The organism is Erythrobacter sp. (assembly GCF_040217515.1).
Lineage (GTDB): Bacteria > Pseudomonadota > Alphaproteobacteria > Sphingomonadales > Sphingomonadaceae > Erythrobacter.
In genome coordinates this window covers 1-16535 of sequence record NZ_JAVJPT010000008.1, presented here as the reverse complement: position 1 = coordinate 16535, position 16535 = coordinate 1, and the positions used below count along the sequence as shown (strand labels likewise).

General features: G+C 65.6%; 13 protein-coding genes. 8 read left to right on the top strand and 5 right to left on the bottom strand.

The features are described from left to right. Nucleotides 1-62: 62 nt before the first annotated feature. The gene (locus RIB52_RS10150) at nt 63-977 is read left to right on the top strand and encodes a haloalkane dehalogenase (protein WP_350175322.1); all 915 of its coding nucleotides are present in this window, start codon (nt 63-65) and stop codon (nt 975-977) included. Then, nucleotides 974-2191 (top strand): MFS transporter, encoded by a 1218-nt coding sequence (locus RIB52_RS10145; protein ID WP_350175321.1) that lies wholly within the window; start codon nt 974-976, stop codon nt 2189-2191. Before RIB52_RS10150 ends, RIB52_RS10145 begins: the two co-directional genes overlap by 4 nt. Here RIB52_RS10145 and RIB52_RS10140 read toward each other — a convergent pair. Together RIB52_RS10140 and RIB52_RS10135 are read right to left on the bottom strand one after the other, a co-directional pair. Next, entirely contained in the window at nt 2188-4530 is a 2343-nt protein-coding gene (locus RIB52_RS10140) for a thiamine pyrophosphate-binding protein (protein WP_350175320.1), read from the bottom strand. The two genes, RIB52_RS10145 and RIB52_RS10140, sit on opposite strands and share 4 nt — an antisense overlap. A gap of 49 nt (nt 4531-4579) precedes the next feature. Further along, complete coding sequence (locus RIB52_RS10135) at nt 4580-5062, bottom strand: DUF3429 domain-containing protein (RefSeq protein ID WP_350175319.1); 483 nt, start codon at nt 5060-5062, stop codon at nt 4580-4582. A 76-nt stretch (nt 5063-5138) separates the two neighbouring features. Here RIB52_RS10135 and RIB52_RS10130 point away from each other — a divergent pair, with 76 nt between their 5' ends. Beyond that, on the top strand, nt 5139-5912 hold the full coding sequence (locus RIB52_RS10130; protein WP_350175318.1) for an SDR family NAD(P)-dependent oxidoreductase: 774 nt from the start codon (nt 5139-5141) through the stop codon (nt 5910-5912). Nucleotides 5913-6024: 112 nt separating this feature from the next. Further along, nucleotides 6025-7398, top strand: a complete 1374-nt coding sequence (locus RIB52_RS10125; protein WP_350175691.1) for an ABC1 kinase family protein — start codon at nt 6025-6027, stop codon at nt 7396-7398. Here RIB52_RS10125 and RIB52_RS10120 read toward each other — a convergent pair whose 3' ends face one another. Beyond that, on the bottom strand, nt 7399-9168 hold the full coding sequence (locus RIB52_RS10120; protein ID WP_350175317.1) for a DUF885 domain-containing protein: 1770 nt from the start codon (nt 9166-9168) through the stop codon (nt 7399-7401). It lies immediately after the preceding gene. 68 nt (nt 9169-9236) lie between these two features. On the opposite strand from RIB52_RS10120, the gene RIB52_RS10115 reads away from it, so the two are divergent. Continuing rightward, nucleotides 9237-9752, top strand: a complete 516-nt coding sequence (locus RIB52_RS10115) for a low molecular weight protein-tyrosine-phosphatase (protein ID WP_350175316.1) — start codon at nt 9237-9239, stop codon at nt 9750-9752. Continuing rightward, complete coding sequence (locus tag RIB52_RS10110) at nt 9749-10252, top strand: hypothetical protein (protein ID WP_350175315.1); 504 nt, start codon at nt 9749-9751, stop codon at nt 10250-10252. Before RIB52_RS10115 ends, RIB52_RS10110 begins: the two co-directional genes overlap by 4 nt. A 1-nt stretch (nt 10253) precedes the next feature. On the opposite strand, the gene recG is transcribed toward RIB52_RS10110, so the two are convergent. After that, entirely contained in the window at nt 10254-12314 is a 2061-nt protein-coding gene (gene recG, locus RIB52_RS10105) for an ATP-dependent DNA helicase RecG (RefSeq protein ID WP_350175314.1), read from the bottom strand. Between the two features lie 55 nt (nt 12315-12369). Here recG and RIB52_RS10100 point away from each other — a divergent pair, with 55 nt between their 5' ends. Continuing rightward, nucleotides 12370-12648: an FAD assembly factor SdhE gene (locus RIB52_RS10100; protein WP_350175313.1), complete on the top strand. Its 279-nt coding sequence runs from the start codon at nt 12370-12372 to the stop codon at nt 12646-12648. Nucleotides 12649-12728: 80 nt separating this feature from the next. After that, on the top strand, nt 12729-16229 hold the full coding sequence (gene mfd, locus RIB52_RS10095) for a transcription-repair coupling factor (RefSeq protein ID WP_350175312.1): 3501 nt from the start codon (nt 12729-12731) through the stop codon (nt 16227-16229). A 124-nt stretch (nt 16230-16353) separates the two neighbouring features. Here mfd and RIB52_RS10090 read toward each other — a convergent pair. Continuing rightward, nucleotides 16354-16535: GIY-YIG nuclease family protein (locus tag RIB52_RS10090; protein ID WP_502879512.1), on the bottom strand; the 182-nt coding region annotated here is incomplete at its 5' end.

Here is a 16535-nt window from a genome sequence, read left to right as displayed (position 1 = left end):
AGCGGGCGCTGGTCGAAGGGTTGTTTCGTGCTACCCATCTCCCGAAACGGGAGAAGAGAATCATGGACATCCTGCACGCCAATCCGGAGAGATTCGTCGACCTGCCCGACTTTCCGTTCGCCGAGAACTGGCTCGAAATCGACCTCGGCGAAGGGCATCGCGCCCGGATGCATTATCTCGACGAGGGACCGAAAGATGCGCCGCCTGTCCTGCTCTTCCACGGCGAGCCGAGCTGGAGCTTCCTCTATCGCAAGATGATCCCGCCGCTGCTCGAAGCGGGCCTGCGCGTCCTGGCGCCCGACCTCATCGGTTTCGGCAAGAGCGACAAGCCGGACGACATCGCCTTCTACACCTATGACCGGCACATCTGGTGGCTGAAGCAATGGCGCGAGGCGGTGTGCCCGGAGCCCGCCGCACTGTTCTGCCAGGACTGGGGCGGGCTGCTCGGCCTGCGAATGGTGGGCGAGGAGCCCGACCGCTTCACCTGCGTTGTCGCCTCCAACACCTTCCTTCCGACCGGCGGCACGCCCTCGCCCGCATTCATGGCGTGGCGCGAATTTGCGAAGTCCTCGGCCGAGTTTAGCATCGGCGCGCTGATCGACCGGGCCACTGCGACCGAGCGCAGTGAGGCCGAGATCGCCGCCTATGACGCCCCCTTCCCCGACGAGCCGAGCAAGGCCGGCGCGCGCGCCTTCCCGGCGCTGGTCCCGGTAGAGGACGGGATGGACGGGATCGAGCAGAACCAGCGCGCCTGGGTCGGGCTTGCGAATTTCGACAGGCCCTTCCTCACCCTCTTCGGCGCGGACGATCCGGTCACCGGCGGGCTCGGCGAGACGCTCGCGAAGCGGATCAAGGGGGCCGCAGGGATGCCGCACGACATTCTCACCAAATGTGGCCATTTCTGCCAGGAGGACCGCCCGGCGCAGCTCGCGCAAGGGGTGATCGACACCGCGCGAAAGGCGGGTGTCCTCGGTTGAACCCCGCCGCCGCCGTTGATTCCACGCCCCGCGCGCGCGACCAGCTCACCCGGGGGCAGGAATATGCGCTCGCTGTGACCGTCGCGATCGTCACGGCCAATGCCTATTACATCCACCCGATCATCGGCGAAGTGGCGGCGAGCTTCGGAGTGAGCGAGGCGCGGATCGGCATCGTGCCGGCGCTCAACCAGCTCGCGCTCGCGCTCGGCATCTTCCTGCTGCTGCCGCTGGGCGATCGCTATTCGAACCGTTCGCTGTGCATCATCTTCGTCACCCTGCAGAGCCTGTTCATGCTCGGAATGGCGCTGGCGGAGGATTTCGCGCTGTTCACTGCGGCCTCGACCTTTCTCGGCTTCGTCACCATCGCGCCTTACCTGATCCCCGCCTTCGCCTCCAAACGCGTCGCGCCCGACCGGCTCGGGCAGGTCACCGCGCTGCTGACGGTGGGCGTGATCTTCGGAATCCTCGTCGCGCGGGTCGGGGCGGGCGTCGTCGCCGAGCGGTTCGGCTGGCGCGCGGTCTACTGGTGCGCCTTCGCGCTGATGGCGGCGGTGACGCTGGCGCTGCCCGTCGCGATGAAGAGCGAGGGACGCGCGGCGAAGAACTCGGCGGGAAGCTACGGCACGCTGCTCGCATCGGTCTTCGCGCTGGCAAAGGGCAATCGCGACATGATGATCTCCGCGATCATCCAGGGGCTCAATTTTGCCACCTTCACCGCGACCTGGCTGGCGCTCGCGCTGCATCTCACCAGTCCAGAGCTCGGCTACGGGGTTGATACGGTCGGCTATCTCGCCGGGCTCGCGGCGGTGAGCATCGTCACCACGCCGCGCCTCGGCCGCCTTGCCGACCGGATCGGGGCGCGCAAGGCGCGGGTCATGGCGGCCTGCGTGTCGGCCGCGGGCCTTGCCCTGCTCTACCCGCTCGGCTGGAGCGTCTGGGGCATCGTCGTGCCGCTGGTGGTGGTCAACATGGTCGGCCCGACCATCGACGTGACCGGGCGCATGACCTTCCTTTCGCTCGAGCCCGCTATCCGCACCCGGCTGACGACTGTCTATATCGTCATCATGTTCCTGGGCGGCGCGCTCGGAAGCCTGCTGGGCCCGGCGATCTATGACTGGGGCGGCTGGGCGGGCACTTCAGCGCTGCTGGTCGCGCTCTCGCTCGGCGTCGTGTCGCTTTCGGCCTGCGCCTTCCTCGCCGGGCGGCGCGGCTAGAGGAAGAGTTCCGCCATCGCATCGATGATCGCCTCGGCGTCGAGGCGATAGGTACGGTGGAGGTCGGGCAGATCGCCGGTCTGGCCGAAGCGATCCACGCCCAAGGGGCTCACCCGCTGGCCGCGCACCGCGCCGAGCCACGACAGCGCGGCGGGCGCCCCGTCGAGCACGGTGACGAGCCCCGCGTCGCGGGCGAGCCCGCCGAGCAGCCTCTCGACGTGGCTCTCCTTACGCGTCCCGCCGCTCCAGCGCGCGGCGCGCGCGGCGCTCCAGTCGCGGTGAAGCAGGTCGGGCGAAGTCACCGCGAGCAGGCCGAGGCCCGGAAGGTCGTCCTGCAAGGCTTCCCACGCCGCCAGCGCCTCGGGCGCGACCGCCCCGCTGAAGGCGATTGCGGCCGCAGCGCCCGGCGCGGGCTCGCGCAGCCAGTAGCCGCCCTTGAGCGCACCCTCTTCCCAGCTGGCATCGGTGCGCGTTTCCTGCGCGATCGCACGGGTCGTCAGGCGCAGGTAGACCGAGCTGCCCTCCTCCGCCTGCATCCGCTCGAAGGCATGGCGCATCATGAGCGCGACCTCGTCGGCGAAGGCGGGTTCGTAGCTGTCGAGGTTGGGCTGGCCCATCCCGATCAGCGGGGTGTTGATCGACTGGTGCGCCCCGCCCTCGCCCGCCAGCGTGATGCCCGAAGGCGTGCCGACCAGCAGGAAGCGCGCGTCCTGGTAGCAGCCGTAATTGAGCGCATCGAGCCCGCGCGCGATGAAGGGGTCGTAGACCGTCCCCACCGGCAGCAGTCGCGTCCCGAAATGATCCGCCGAAAGGCCGAGCGAGGCGAGCAGGAGGAAGAAATTGTTCTCCGCGATACCCAGCTCGATATGCTGGCCCGCGCCGTGGGCGGACCATTTCTGCGCCGACGGGATTTCGGAGCGCTGGAAGACATCGGCCAGTTCCTGCCGCCGGAACAGTCCGCGCTGGTTGACGAAGGCTCCGAGATTGGTGGTCTGCGTCACGTCTGGCGCAGTAGTGACGATGCGGTCGGCAAGCTCGCTGTCGGATTTGGCGAGGTCGTGGAGGATCTTCCCAAAGGCAGCCTGCGTTGACAGGCTCTCCCCCTTCGGAACCGGGAAGCTGTGTGGAACGGGGACGGCTGGCGCGCGATACTCGGACCGTTTGCGTGTGATCGGGCTGTCTGCGATGAAAGCCTCGAGCGCGCCCGCGAGGTTTTCGCCCAGCCCGGCCCACTTCTCCCATTCCTCACCCTCTGCAATGCCCAAAGCGGCGCGCAAGCCCTCGATCTGCGCAGTGCTCATCATGCCGGAATGGTTGTCCTTGTGCCCGGCGAGCGGCAGGCCGTAGCCCTTTACCGTATAGGCGATCAGCAGGGTCGGGCGGTCATCGTCCATCCGCGCGAAGGCATCGATCAGCGTTTCGATGCAATGCCCGCCGAGATTGGTCATCAGCCGGGCCAGCGCGCGATCGTCATATTCGGCGAGCAGGCCAGGAACGCCGCGCTTTTTGCCGATGTCGCGCATCAGCCGCTCGCGCCACGCCTCCCCGCCGAGATAGGTGAGCGCGGCGAAATCGGCATTGGGGCAGTTCTCGATCCACTCCTCCAGCGCCTTCCCGCCGGGCTTGGCAAAGGCCTCGCACTGGAGCCGCCCGTGCTTGAGAGTTATGACCCGCCAGCCGCAGGTCTCGAAAATGTCGTCGAAGCGGCGGAACATCCGATCCGCAGTGGTCGCATCGAGGCTCTGGCGGTTGTAATCGACGATCCACCAGCAGTTCCTGAGATCATGCTTGTACCCCTCGATCAGGCATTCGTAGATATTGCCCTCGTCGAGTTCGGCATCGCCCATCAGCGCGATCATGCGGCCCGCGTCCTCCTCGCGCATCTGGCCGTGGGCGATGAGATAATCCTGCACGAGGCTGGAAAAGGCGGTGATCGCAACGCCCAGCCCGACCGAGCCGGTCGAGAAATCGACCGGTATGCTGTCCTTGGTCCGCGAGGGATAGGATTGCGCCCCGCCCAGCCCCCGGAACGCCTCCAGCTTTTCGCGTGTCTGTTCGTCCAGCAGGTAATGGATCGCGTGCAGCACGGGCGAGGCGTGCGGCTTTACAGCGACCTTGTCCTGCGGGCGCAGCGCGTGGAAATAGAGCGCGGCCATGATCGCCGTCATCGAGGCGCAGGAGGCCTGGTGACCGCCGACTTTCAGTCCGTCGCGCTTATCGCGCAGGTTGTTGGCGTTGTGAATCGTCCAGGCCGAAAGCCAGCGCAGCCGTTCGTCGAGCGCCTCAAGCAGGGCCGTGCGGTCGGTTAGGTTTGCGGGATCGTCTGTCGATGTCGCCATGTCGGCGCATGCGGTAGCGCCGTGGGCCGGCGGCGACAATCTCTTCTCTTTACACCAGCCTCAGCGCCTCGATGCCGAGGGCGAAGGTGAGCAGGCCGAGCCCCAGCGAAAGCTGCACGCGCAACCTGAGGAAATCTCGCGCGGCAAAGCCCAGCCACCGATCGACCAGCGGTGACAGGGCGATCAACGCGCCGAGATAGAGCAAGGCGGGACCCGGCCACTCCCACCCGAACAGCCAGGGCAGGAACAGCGCGACAGCAATGAGGCTCGGTGTCACCGCGACGAGGTAGGCCCCGGCGCCCACGGGCCGATCGAAGCCCTGCGCTACCGCCTGACCCCACCACACGCCGCCGAGAAAACTGAAGATCGCCGCCCCATAGGCAAAGCCCGCCCCGATTGCGACATAGCCCCATCCCGACCCCGATCCGATCGACGGCTCGGCAAGGGCGAAGGCCAGACAGACGATTTGCGGAAGGAGCCCCGCATAGCCGAGCCAGCGGGCGGCGGGGGTGAGCGTCTTGTGAGCATCCATGACCTCGCTAATTGCATAACGTGGGCAGTGGTTCCACCCGCTTGCCCCAAGCGCGGGAATGCGGCAGTCCAGCGGCATGGAACTGTTCGATCTTACCGGCCGCGTCGCGGTCGTCACGGGCGGCAATGGCGGTCTCGGTCTGGGCATGGCGAGAGGGCTGGTCAAGGCCGGCGCTAATGTCGCGATCTGGGCGCGCAACGCGGAAAAGAACACCGAGGCGCTGCTCGAATTGCGGACGCTCGGCACATCGCAGGTCATCGCACTGGCCTGCGATGTCGTCGATGAAGCGCAGGTCGAGGAAGCGATGGGCCGCACGCTCGAGACATTCGGGCGAGTCGATGCGTGCTTCGCCAATGCCGGTATCGCTGGGTCGGGCACCGCAATTCCCGAGATGGAGGCGGAAGGCTGGGACCGGGTCATGGCGGTCAATGCGCGCGGCCCCGCCCTCACCTACAAACATGTCACACGCCACATGATCGAGCGCGCGAAGGAAGGCGATCCGGGCGGCAAGTTGATCGCCACGTCTTCCGGCCAGTCGATTATGGGGGTCAACAAGTCCTCGGACTATGCCGCTTCCAAAGCCGCCCTAAACGGCCTCACCCGAGGCGCGGCGTTCGAACTGGCGCGCTACCAGATCACGGCCAACGCGCTGCTTTTCGGTTTTTACGAGACCGACATAACGGCGGCCGCCAATCCGAAATTCGCCGAATGGATGGCAAAGCGCATACCGCTGCGCCGCCCGGGCGACCACGCGGGGCTCGAAGGGCTCGCAGTTTTCTTCGCCTCGCCCCATTCCGACTATATTACCGGGCAGTCCCTGCCGGTCGATGGAGGGCTGTGCATCAGCTGACCCGGCGCGCGCCTTGCGCGGAACCGCTTGGGGGCCCATCTGTTCAGGACCAGCAGACAGAACCGACAGGGTCCGCCACGTGCCAGATTCCTCCGACGAAGACGATCGCAATATCGCCGAATCCGAAGCCAATTGGGGCAAGGAAGAACGCGGCCGCCACCGTGCCGTGCCATCGGGCCGGTTTTCCCGCGTCGCGAGCTTCAGCCAGCTTGTCGGAGGGGTCGCCGGCGGGATGATGGCCGAAGGCGCACGCCGCATATCGAGCGGAGAAAGCCTCTCGGCGCGCGACCTCATCCTGACCCCCGGCAATGCAAGGCGGCTGGCCGACCGCCTCTCCCACCTGCGTGGCGCGGCGATGAAGATGGGGCAGATGATCAGCATGGACGCGGGCGATTTCCTGCCTGCCGAACTCTCGCAGATCCTCGCGACCCTGCGCGACCAGGCGAGCTTCATGCCGACGCGCCAACTCGACAAGGTGCTGAAGGAGCAATGGGGCAATGACTGGCGCCGCCAGTTCAAGTGGTTCAACCCCCGCCCCATCGCTGCTGCCAGCATCGGGCAAGTGCACAAGGCGATGACGCGCGATGGCGAGGAGCTCGCGATCAAGGTGCAGTATCCCGGCGTGGCACAGAGCATCGACAGCGATGTAGACAATGTCATGACCCTGCTGCGCGTCGCCGGTTTCGCACCGCCGGAACTGGAAATCGACAAATTGCTGGCCGCTGCAAAGAAACAGCTTCACGAAGAGGCCGACTATCACCGCGAAGGTGAGCAGATGGAGCTCTATCGCAAGCGCCTCGAAGGCGAGCCGGGTTTCGTCGTCCCGCGCCTCCACGAAGGGCTGACGCGCGAACACATCCTCGCCATGAGCTTTGAACAGGGCGCGGGGATAGAGGCGCTCGAAGAAGAAACACCCGAACAGCGCAATGCGGTGGTGGCACGCCTCATGCGGCTCGTCGCGCGCGAATTGTTCGAATTCGGCGTGATGCAGACCGATCCCAACTTCGCCAATTACCGCTATCGGCGCGAGACCGGCGAAATCGTCCTGCTGGATTTCGGTGCCTGCCGCGAGGTCGATCCCGATGTCTCGAACGGCTATCGCGCCATGCTCGAGGCGGGGCTGGAAGGGAACCGCGAACAGGTCCTCAAGGCCACCATCGACAGCGGTTTCATGATGCCGGTCGTCGCGGAGAAGCACCCGGAGCGGGTAAACCGGATGATCGATATCGTCATCAACGAGATGCGCGAGGACAAGCCGTTCGATTTCGGGGACCGGGCCTTCGTCCCGCTGCTGCGCGACGAAGGCTATGCCATCGCGCAGGACAAGGACACATGGGCCTTCCCCCCGATCGAAACGCTGTTCGTCCAGCGCAAGGTGTCGGGCACGGCCCTGCTCGGCGCGAAGCTGAAGGCGCAGGTCAATATCCGCCGCATCACCGAGGAAGTGCTCGGCTCGACCGAGCCCCTCCCCGCGCGCGCCGCCTGATCAGTCCGCGCCTCCCGCGAGTTCGGCCGCGATCCAGCGGTCGACATGCGCCTCGAGGACCGAGAGCGGAATTGACCCGTTCTCGAGCACGGTATCGTGGAAAGCGCGCAAGGAGAAACCGGCACCCAGCGCCTTTTCCGCCCGGCTGCGCAGCTCGCGGATCTTGAGTTCGCCCACCTTGTAGGCGAGCGCCTGCCCCGGCCAGGTCATATAGCGGTTGACCTCGGCATCGACGTTCGCCGCCGTCAGCGCGGTGTTGTCGAGCATGAAGCGGACCGCCTGCTGCTTTGACCAGCCCTTCGAATGGAGCCCGGTATCGACAACGAGCCGGGTAGCGCGCCACATCTCGTAGCTTAGCCGTCCCATCTGCTTTGCGGGAGTGTCGTAGAGGCCCATCTCGATGCCGAGCCTCTCGGAATAGAGCCCCCAGCCTTCGACGAAAGCGGTGAAGAAGGTGCCGTTCGCACGCAGCGGATGAATGTCGAGTTCCTGCTGGAGCGCGATCTGCAGGTGATGCCCCGGAACGGCCTCGTGCACGCCGAGTGCGGGCAGTTCCCAAAGGGGGCGCTGGTCGAGCTCGGTCGTATTGATCCGGTATATTCCTGCTTGCCCCGTCTCGAGGGAGCCCGACTCGTAATAGGCGGTCGTGTTGCCCGGCGCTTGCGCGATCGGGATCGGCTTTACCGTGTAGGGCTGGCGCGGAAGGCGCCCGAACAGCTTCGGCAGGAAACCGTCGATGTGCTTGGCGAGCGCAGCGACATGTTCCACATAGTCCTCGGCATCAGTCATGAAATATTGCGGATCGGTGCGCAGGTGCTCGATAAAGGCTGCGCGGCTGGCGAAACCGGCGCCCTCGGCGACCCGTTCCATCTCGGCCCGGATCCGGGCGACTTCGGCGAGGCCCAATCGGTGGACTTCGTCGGGGGTCATGTCGGTGGTGGTGGTGAAGCTTCTGACCCGGTAGGCGTAATACTCCTTGCCGCCCGGAGTGGCGAGCACGCCCGGCGTGCCTGTTCGGCAGGCAGGAGCATATTCCTTGGTGTAGAAGCGCAGGAAGTCGGCATAGGCCGGGATGACGGCCTGCTCGATCGCCGCGCGCGCTTCGGCCTTGAGCGCGGTCCATGCCTCGCGCTCGAGAAAAGCCGGACGTTCCCCCGCAAAGGGCTTCCAGAAGGGCGTTTCGCGGTAATCCTCGGCGACCTGCATGGCTATGCGTTCGCCAAAACCCCCAAGCGGCCCGCACGGCTGCGTCAGACCGCGCGCAACCGCCTCGCGGCTGCGCGCGATGCCGGCCTCGTTCTGCGCGGCGAATGCGCGCAGGCGGTCGACATAGCTGGCGTAATCGGAGCGATCGAAAAAGGGCGAGCGGTCGGGAAGCGAGGCGAAGCCGGACGCCCATCCGCCGAACGTGGTGAACAGGACATAGCGGTCGTGATCATGCGCCGATGCCTCGATGCGGTCGGCAAGGCTCGTCTCGAGGATTTCGTAATCGATCCGGAGTTCGTCAGGGAGCGCCGCGGCATCGATGGCCCGCAGGCGGGCCAGGAAGGCGCGCCTCTGGGCCAGGCGCCTTTCATATTCGGCAAGGCTTAGATCGGCCAGCCTGCCCGCGCCGCGCGCGTCGCCCACGCTGGTCGCAAGCAGCGGTGCGGCATCGAGCGCCGCGTCCCAGATTTCCTCGCGCAGTTCTTCGTAATCCTCGACAGGACCGGCCGAAGCGCTCGCGACGGGCGCGACGGCGAACGCAATCGCGAAAAAAAGGTTTCGCATCGAGTAAAGTCCGGTTTTACTTATAAAATTATTGCGCAGTCTGCATTTGCAACCTAATGAACTTCTATATGACGCAAGAGTCAGATTCACGTCCGGCGGTCCTTTTCGTCTGTCTAGGCAATATCTGCCGTTCGCCCATGGCGGAGGGTGCTTTCCGCTCTGCCGCCCGCAAGGCCGGCCTTGAAGCGAAAGTGGATTCGGTCGGCACGGCTTCCTACCATATCGGCGAGAGCCCCGACCCGCGAGCGATCCGTATCGCGCGCGAGAACGGTGTGGATATTGCGGGACTTTTCGGCCGGCAGATCCAGCGCGACGATTTCTATGTTTCGAGCCACATCTTCGCGCTCGACAAGGCGAACCTTCAGGGTATCAGGGCGCATGAACCGCGCGGCGGAACGGCGCACGTGGCGCTGCTCAACGATGCCGTCGACGGGCTCGCCGGGCGTTCGATAGAAGATCCCTATCACGGCGACGAGGACGACTTTCGGCGCGTATGGGAAGAGGTCAACCGCGCCGCAGGGGCGCTGGTCGACCGGTTCCTTGCCGAAGGCAGCGATGCGCACTTCGGCCCGCCACCCCAGTGAGCGGACCAAGGGTTCTCGCAATCCAGCTGATCGATACGCGCTGGTCGAAGGACGAACGCGGTCCCGAACATGGCCGCCGCCGCAAGGCGCTTCCCGACGCCTATCCCTTCGCGCCTCCCGGTGACGCTTCGGCGGATTGGCTGCACCGGGTCGAGCACCGCGCAAGCGCCGGTTACGCTGCCGAGGTGCAGTGGACAAACCTGTCCGACCCCGACTGCACCGGGATCGACAGGCCCGTCACGACCCGTATCGACGGCGACCACCTCGAAATCGCGCTCGGCGAAATGCTGCAATTTGGAAAGGTGGCGGGCCCCGGACGCAGGGGCACGATGGCGCGCTTGCCATTCGGCAAACGCGTGACGATCCGGCTCAACAACGTCTTCGACGGCGACTGCCAGCGCCATTACAGCGAACACGTGGTGCACGTCGGCTTCGCCGCGCGCGCGACACTCGACCTGCCGCTGTTCAGGCAGGTCGACCTGCGGCGGGTGCTCTACTGATCTAGCCACCGCGCAGCAACTGGACGCCCCAGTCACGCTCGAACAGGTATAGCAGGATCCGGGCCGCTTCGCCGCGCGCACTGGTTAGGCCGCCGTCCCGATCGATCAGCAGGCGCGCATCGGCATGGGCGGCGGGCAGCAATCGCTGCACCTGGTCGAGATCGGCAATGTGGAACGCCGCCTCGCCCGATTGCCGCGTGCCGAGCAATTCGCCCCCGCCGCGCAGCTCGAGATCTTCCTCCGCGATCCGGAATCCGTCCTGCGTCTGTCGCATCAGGGCGAGCCGCTTGCGCCCCGTTTCGGACAAGTCATTGCCGCGCAGCAGCATGCAGACCGATTTTTCCGATCCGCGCCCGACCCGTCCGCGCAGCTGGTGAAGCTGGGCTAGGCCGAACCGCTCCGCCTGTTCGATCACCATCAGCGTGGCGGCAGGAACATCGACCCCGACTTCGATCACCGTGGTCGCGACCAGCAGCTTGGCCGCACCGCTGGCAAAGCGTTCCATGTTCGCATCCTTGACCTCCGGCGCAAGCTGTCCGTGCACCATGACGACTTCGTCGCCGAACCGCTCGGCCAGCGCCGCATACCGAGCCTCCGCTGCTGCGATGTCGTCGGTTTCGTTGTCGCGCACCATGGGACAGACCCAATAGGCTTGTTGGCCGCTTGCAAGATGCCGCGCGACCCCGGCGACCACGTCCTGCATCCGCTCCTGCGCGACGACCCGCGTGTCGATCGCCTGCCTGCCGGGCGGCAGTTCATCGAGACGGCTCACATCCATTTCGCCATATTGCGCCAGCGTCAGGCTGCGCGGGATGGGCGTCGCCGTCATGGCGAGCGTGTGCGGCGCTCGCTTACCCTTTGCTGCGAGGGCGAGGCGCTGAGCAACCCCGAAACGGTGCTGTTCGTCGATCACGACGAGGCCGAGATCCTTGTAGGCGACACTGTCCTGAAACAGCGAATGGGTGCCCACGATGATGTCGATCGACCCGTCGAGCAGGCCCATCAGCAGCCCTTCGCGCTCGCGCCCCTTGGCCCTGCCGGTGAGCAGTGCGACCTCGGCCCCCGTGGGCGCGGCCATGCGGCGCAAGGTTTCGTAATGCTGGCGGGCAAGGATCTCGGTCGGCGCGAGCAGCGCGGCCTGCTTGCCCGCCTCGACCGCGATCAACATGGCGGCGAGTGCGACAACCGTCTTTCCAGCCCCGACATCGCCCTGCAGCAGGCGCAACATGGGCGCTTCCTGCGCCATGTCGCCCTCGATCTCCGAGATCGAGCGCTTCTGCGCGCCGGTCATCTCGAATGGCAGGGAAAGCTGCACGCGAAGCCGCCCGTCGCCAACCAGCGACTGTCCCTTGCGTCGCCGGCTGTCGGCCTTGACCAGCAGCAAAGCGAGGCTGTTCGCCAGCAATTCATCATAGGCGAGCCGATCACGCGCGGGGGCGTTCACGTTGCGATGCGCCATGGTCAGAGCATCGCGCCAGTCCGGCCAGCCCGCGCGCTCCAATTGGCTCGGCTCGATCCACTCGGGCAGCGCGGGGAGCTGCTTGAGCGCCTGCTCGACGAGCGCCCCGAGACGCGGCTGGGTGAGCCCTTCGGCGAGGCGGTAAACCGGCTCGTTCAACCGCGCGAGATGGCCTGCGCTTTCGCGTTCGACATGGTCGGGATGGACGATCTGGAGCATTTCGCCATACCTGTCGAGACGGCCTGCCACCCAGCGTTTCTCGCCGACGGGCAGCAGCTTTTTCGCGGTGTAGGAGGCCCGGCCGAAATAGGTCAGCGCGCAGATATTCCCCGCTGCATCCTGCGCCAGCACCCGGTAAGGCCCGCGCGGGGATCGCGAAGCGCGATGCTCGGTCGGGGTGAGCGCGACGATCACCTGTTCGCCTTCACCGCCCTCGTCGAGATCGGCGATGGCGCGCCGCGTGACGAAGCGTTCGGGCAGATGGTAGGCGACATCCTTGACCCGTGCGAGCGCCAGCCTGCCGAGCGGTTTTGCGAGCTTCGGGCCGACCCCCTCGAGCGACTGGATCTCGGCGAAAAGCGGGTTGAGGATTTCGGGACGCATCGCTTACGCTTATAGCCGCTTGCACGCCGCGGGCGAGTGTCTTACCTCACCGCCCATGAAGGATATGCCCACATTCCAGCAGCGCCTCGCCCGGGCCAAGTTTCGCGCCTGGCATCGCGGCACACGCGAGGCGGACTACATGATCGGCGGCTTCTTCGATCGCTACCATGCGGATTGGGGCGAGAGCGAGATGGACTGGTTCGAGGACCTGCTGGCCGAAGACGATGTCGATATCATGGCCTGGGGCCTCGGCACCCAGGACGTGCCCGAGCGGTTCCGGGGCGAGCTGATCGAGGCGATGCGCAAGCTCGACTACGTCGATATCCCGCGCTAGGGCCGCGCTCCTCCCTCGCTTTGCGCGGGCCCCGTGAAACGGGAACGCCTGCGCGGCTCCGCGTTTGACCCTGTAAGCCCATGCCCGACCTTTCCCGCATCCTCGCGAGCGAAACGCCGCTCACGCTGACGTCTCTGCCGCGCGGAAGCGTGCCGCTCGTCATGGGCGATCTCGCCCGCGCAGCGAAGCAGCGCGCCGTTTTCATCGCGCCCGACGATGCAGCGATGCGCGCCATCGCGGATGCGGCGCGCTTCTTCGCGCCCGAAGTCGAAGTCATTGAATTCCCGGCGTGGGACTGCCTACCCTACGACCGCGCGAGCCCGGCGCTTACGATCAGCGCAGGTCGGCTTTCCGCGCTTCACCGGCTGCAGAACCCGCAGGGCGGATCGCAGCTGCTCGTCACTACCGTGAATGCCGCGTTGCAGCGCGTGCTCACCCCGTTCCGCATTCGGGAAAGCGTGCGCGAATTCGCGCCGGGAACGACCATCGGTCACGAAAGCCTGGCAGCGCTGCTGACCCGCGCGGGCTATTCGCGCACCGACACCGTTGTCGATCACGGCGAATTCGCGGTGCGCGGGTCGATCGTCGATATCTTCCCCTCCTCGCTGGATGAAGGGCTCAGGCTCGATTTCTTCGGCGACGAGCTCGAATCCCTGCGCCTGTTCGATCCGAGCACCCAGCGTTCAACCGGCACGCTGGATTCGCACCTCCTGCTGCCCGCCTCCGAAGCGTTGCTGGATGAAGCCAGCATCAAGCGTTTCCGCGGCCGCTACCGCGAAATGTTCGGAGCGAGCGCGACACAGGATCCGCTTTACGAAGCGGTGAGCGACGGGCGACGACTGGCCGGGATGGAACACTGGCTTCCGCTGTTCGAGGAACGGCTTGCCACGCTGTTCGACCACACGGACGAAAGCGACATCTTCGTTATCGACCAGCAATCGATCGGCGCGAGCGAAGAGCGGATCGCCGACATCGCCGATTACCACGAACAGCGCACGCGCACCGGCTCCGACAAGTCGGGCAGCTACCGACCGCTTCCCACCGACGCGCTCTACCTTTCACAGGATGAATTCGCCCGCGCGCTCGAGACGGCACCGGCCCATCACACCACGATCTTCGCGTCACCCCAAAGCGATACGGTGGTCGATTTCGGATTCACCTCCGCGCGCGATTTCGCGGGCGAACGGGCACGCGGCGAAAATGTCTACGACGCCGCGGCGAGCCATCTGAAGGATATCGCCAAGAGCGGCCGGCGCGCGCTGATCGCCGCCTATTCCACCGGAAGCGCGAAGCGTATCGGCTCGATCCTCTCCGAAGCGGGGACGCCCACGCGCATGGCCGAAAGCTGGCAGGAAGCGCTCGGGCTGTCGGCGAAGGGCGATGCGACATTGCTTGTGCTGCCGCTCGAATCGGGTTTTGCGAGCGAGGATTTCGAGATCCTCACCGAGCAGGACATTCTTGGCGACAGGCTGGTGCGACGCAAGAAGAAGCGGCGTGATTCCGATGCTTTCCTTGCCGAACTTCAGGCGCTTTCGAGAGGCGATCTGGTCGTCCACAGCGAACACGGCATCGGCAAATATCTCGGCCTCGACCCCATCACCGTGGGCAAGAGCCAGCACGATTGCGTCGCTCTCGAGTATCATGGCGGCGACAAGCTGTTCATCCCCGTAGAGAACATTGATGTGCTGTCGCGTTACGGATCGTCCGAAGAGGCCGTCCCGCTCGACCGGCTCGGCGGCGAGGCGTGGCAGAAACGCCGCTCCCGTCTCAAGGAGCGCATCACCGAAATCGCCGGCGAACTGATGAAGATCGCTGCCGAGCGCGCGCTCAAGAAAGCGCCCGTCTTCGAGCCCGAGGAAGCAAGCTACAACCAGTTCGTCGACCGTTTCCCCTGGGAGGAAACCGACGATCAGGAACGCGCGATCGAGGATGTGCTGCGCGACCTTGAAAGCGGAAAGCCGATGGATCGCCTCGTTTGCGGCGATGTCGGCTTCGGCAAGACCGAGGTCGCGCTGCGTGCCGCTTTCGTCGCGGCGATGAGCGGGCAGCAGGTCGCCGTCGTGGCCCCCACAACCCTGCTCGCCCGGCAGCATTACCAGAACTTCGCGGGCCGTTTCGAAGGCTTCCCGCTCAAGGTCGGACGCCTGTCGCGCCTCGTCTCCTCGAAAGAAATGGCCGAAACGCGCGAAGGGTTGGCCAAGGGCGATATCGACATCGTTGTCGGCACCCATGCGATCCTCTCGAAATCGACCGAATTCCACAATCTCGGCCTCGTCATCGTCGACGAGGAACAGCGCTTCGGCGTGACCCACAAGGAAAAGCTCAAGCAGCTGCGCGCCGATGTGCATATGCTCACGCTTACCGCGACGCCGATCCCGCGCACCCTGCAGATGGCGATGACGGGCCTGCGCGAGCTTTCGACCATCCAGACCCCCCCGGTCGACCGGCTCGCCGTGCGCACCTACGTGATGGAATGGGACGACATGGTGATGCGCGAGGCCCTGCTGCGCGAACACCACCGCGGCGGCCAGAGTTTCATCGTCGTGCCGCGCATCTCCGACATGGCGCCGCTCGAGGAATGGCTCCACGAAAACGTGCCCGAAGTGAAGGTCGTCTCCGCTCACGGCCAGATGGGCGCGGGCGAAATCGAAGAGCGCATGAGCGCCTTTTACGAAGGCAAGTACGAAGTGCTGCTTTCGACCACGATCGTCGAGAGCGGCCTCGACCTGCCGAGCGCGAACACGATTCTGATCCACCGCGCCGACCGTTTCGGCCTTGCCCAGCTCTACCAGCTTCGCGGACGCGTGGGCCGGGCGAAGCTGCGCGCCTATGCCTATCTCACCTATGAAAAGGACGTGCAGCTCTCCGAAGTCGCGGAAAAGCGCCTGAAAGTGCTGGGCGATCTCGACAGCCTCGGCGCGGGTTTCCAGCTGGCGAGCCACGATCTCGACATTCGCGGCGCGGGCAACCTTCTGGGCGATGAACAGTCGGGCCATATCCGCGAGGTCGGCTTCGAACTCTACCAGTCGATGCTCGAGGACGCGATCCTCGCCGCGAAGGCGGGCGAAATGGGACTGGAAAAGCCGCGCGATGCGGTAAGTCCGCAGATCACGGTCGATGCACCGATCATGATCCCGGAGGATTACGTCCCCGACCTCGCCGTGCGCATGGCGCTGTATCGCAGGCTCAACCAGGCCGAGGGCAAGGCGGAAATCGAGAGCCTTGCCGCGGAAATGATCGACCGCTTCGGCGACCTGCCCGCCCCGACGCAGAATCTCGTGCGCCTGATCGAGATCAAGCATCAGGCGATCGCGGCCAACATCGCCAAGATCGATGTCGGCGCGCGCGGTACGCTCGTCACCTTCCACAAGGACGATTTTCCCGACCCCGCCGGCCTCGTCGCCTATGTCGACCGCCTGCAGGGCACGGCCAAGCTGCGTCCCGACATGAAACTCGTCATAAACCGCGCCTGGGGCGATCCGCAGAGCCGCCTCAACGGCCTGTTCCAGCTGACCAAGGGGCTCTCCGGCATCGTGAGGAAGGCGGCGAAGGCGAAAGGCAAGGCGAACGAGCCGGCGTGATCTTGGCGGTCGCGGACAGGCCCGGCTACCAAGGCGCTTGCGAGCCTGAAAGCGGACTTTCCGCTTGCGACCCCATCGCCGCCATCTATTTCACGCGTCGCCCCGTGCTTGACACGGGGCTCGGCTAATCTTCCAACGCCTTCGAGGCGAACCAGCTTTCCCACGGGTCGTCCCAATCGGGATTTTCGGCTTCGATCAGCGCGAATTTCCATTCCCGCCGCCACTTCTTGACGAGCTTTTCACGCGCGATCGCCTGTTCGATATTCTCATGGCGCTCGACATAGACGAGCCGCCGCTTGCCAAAGT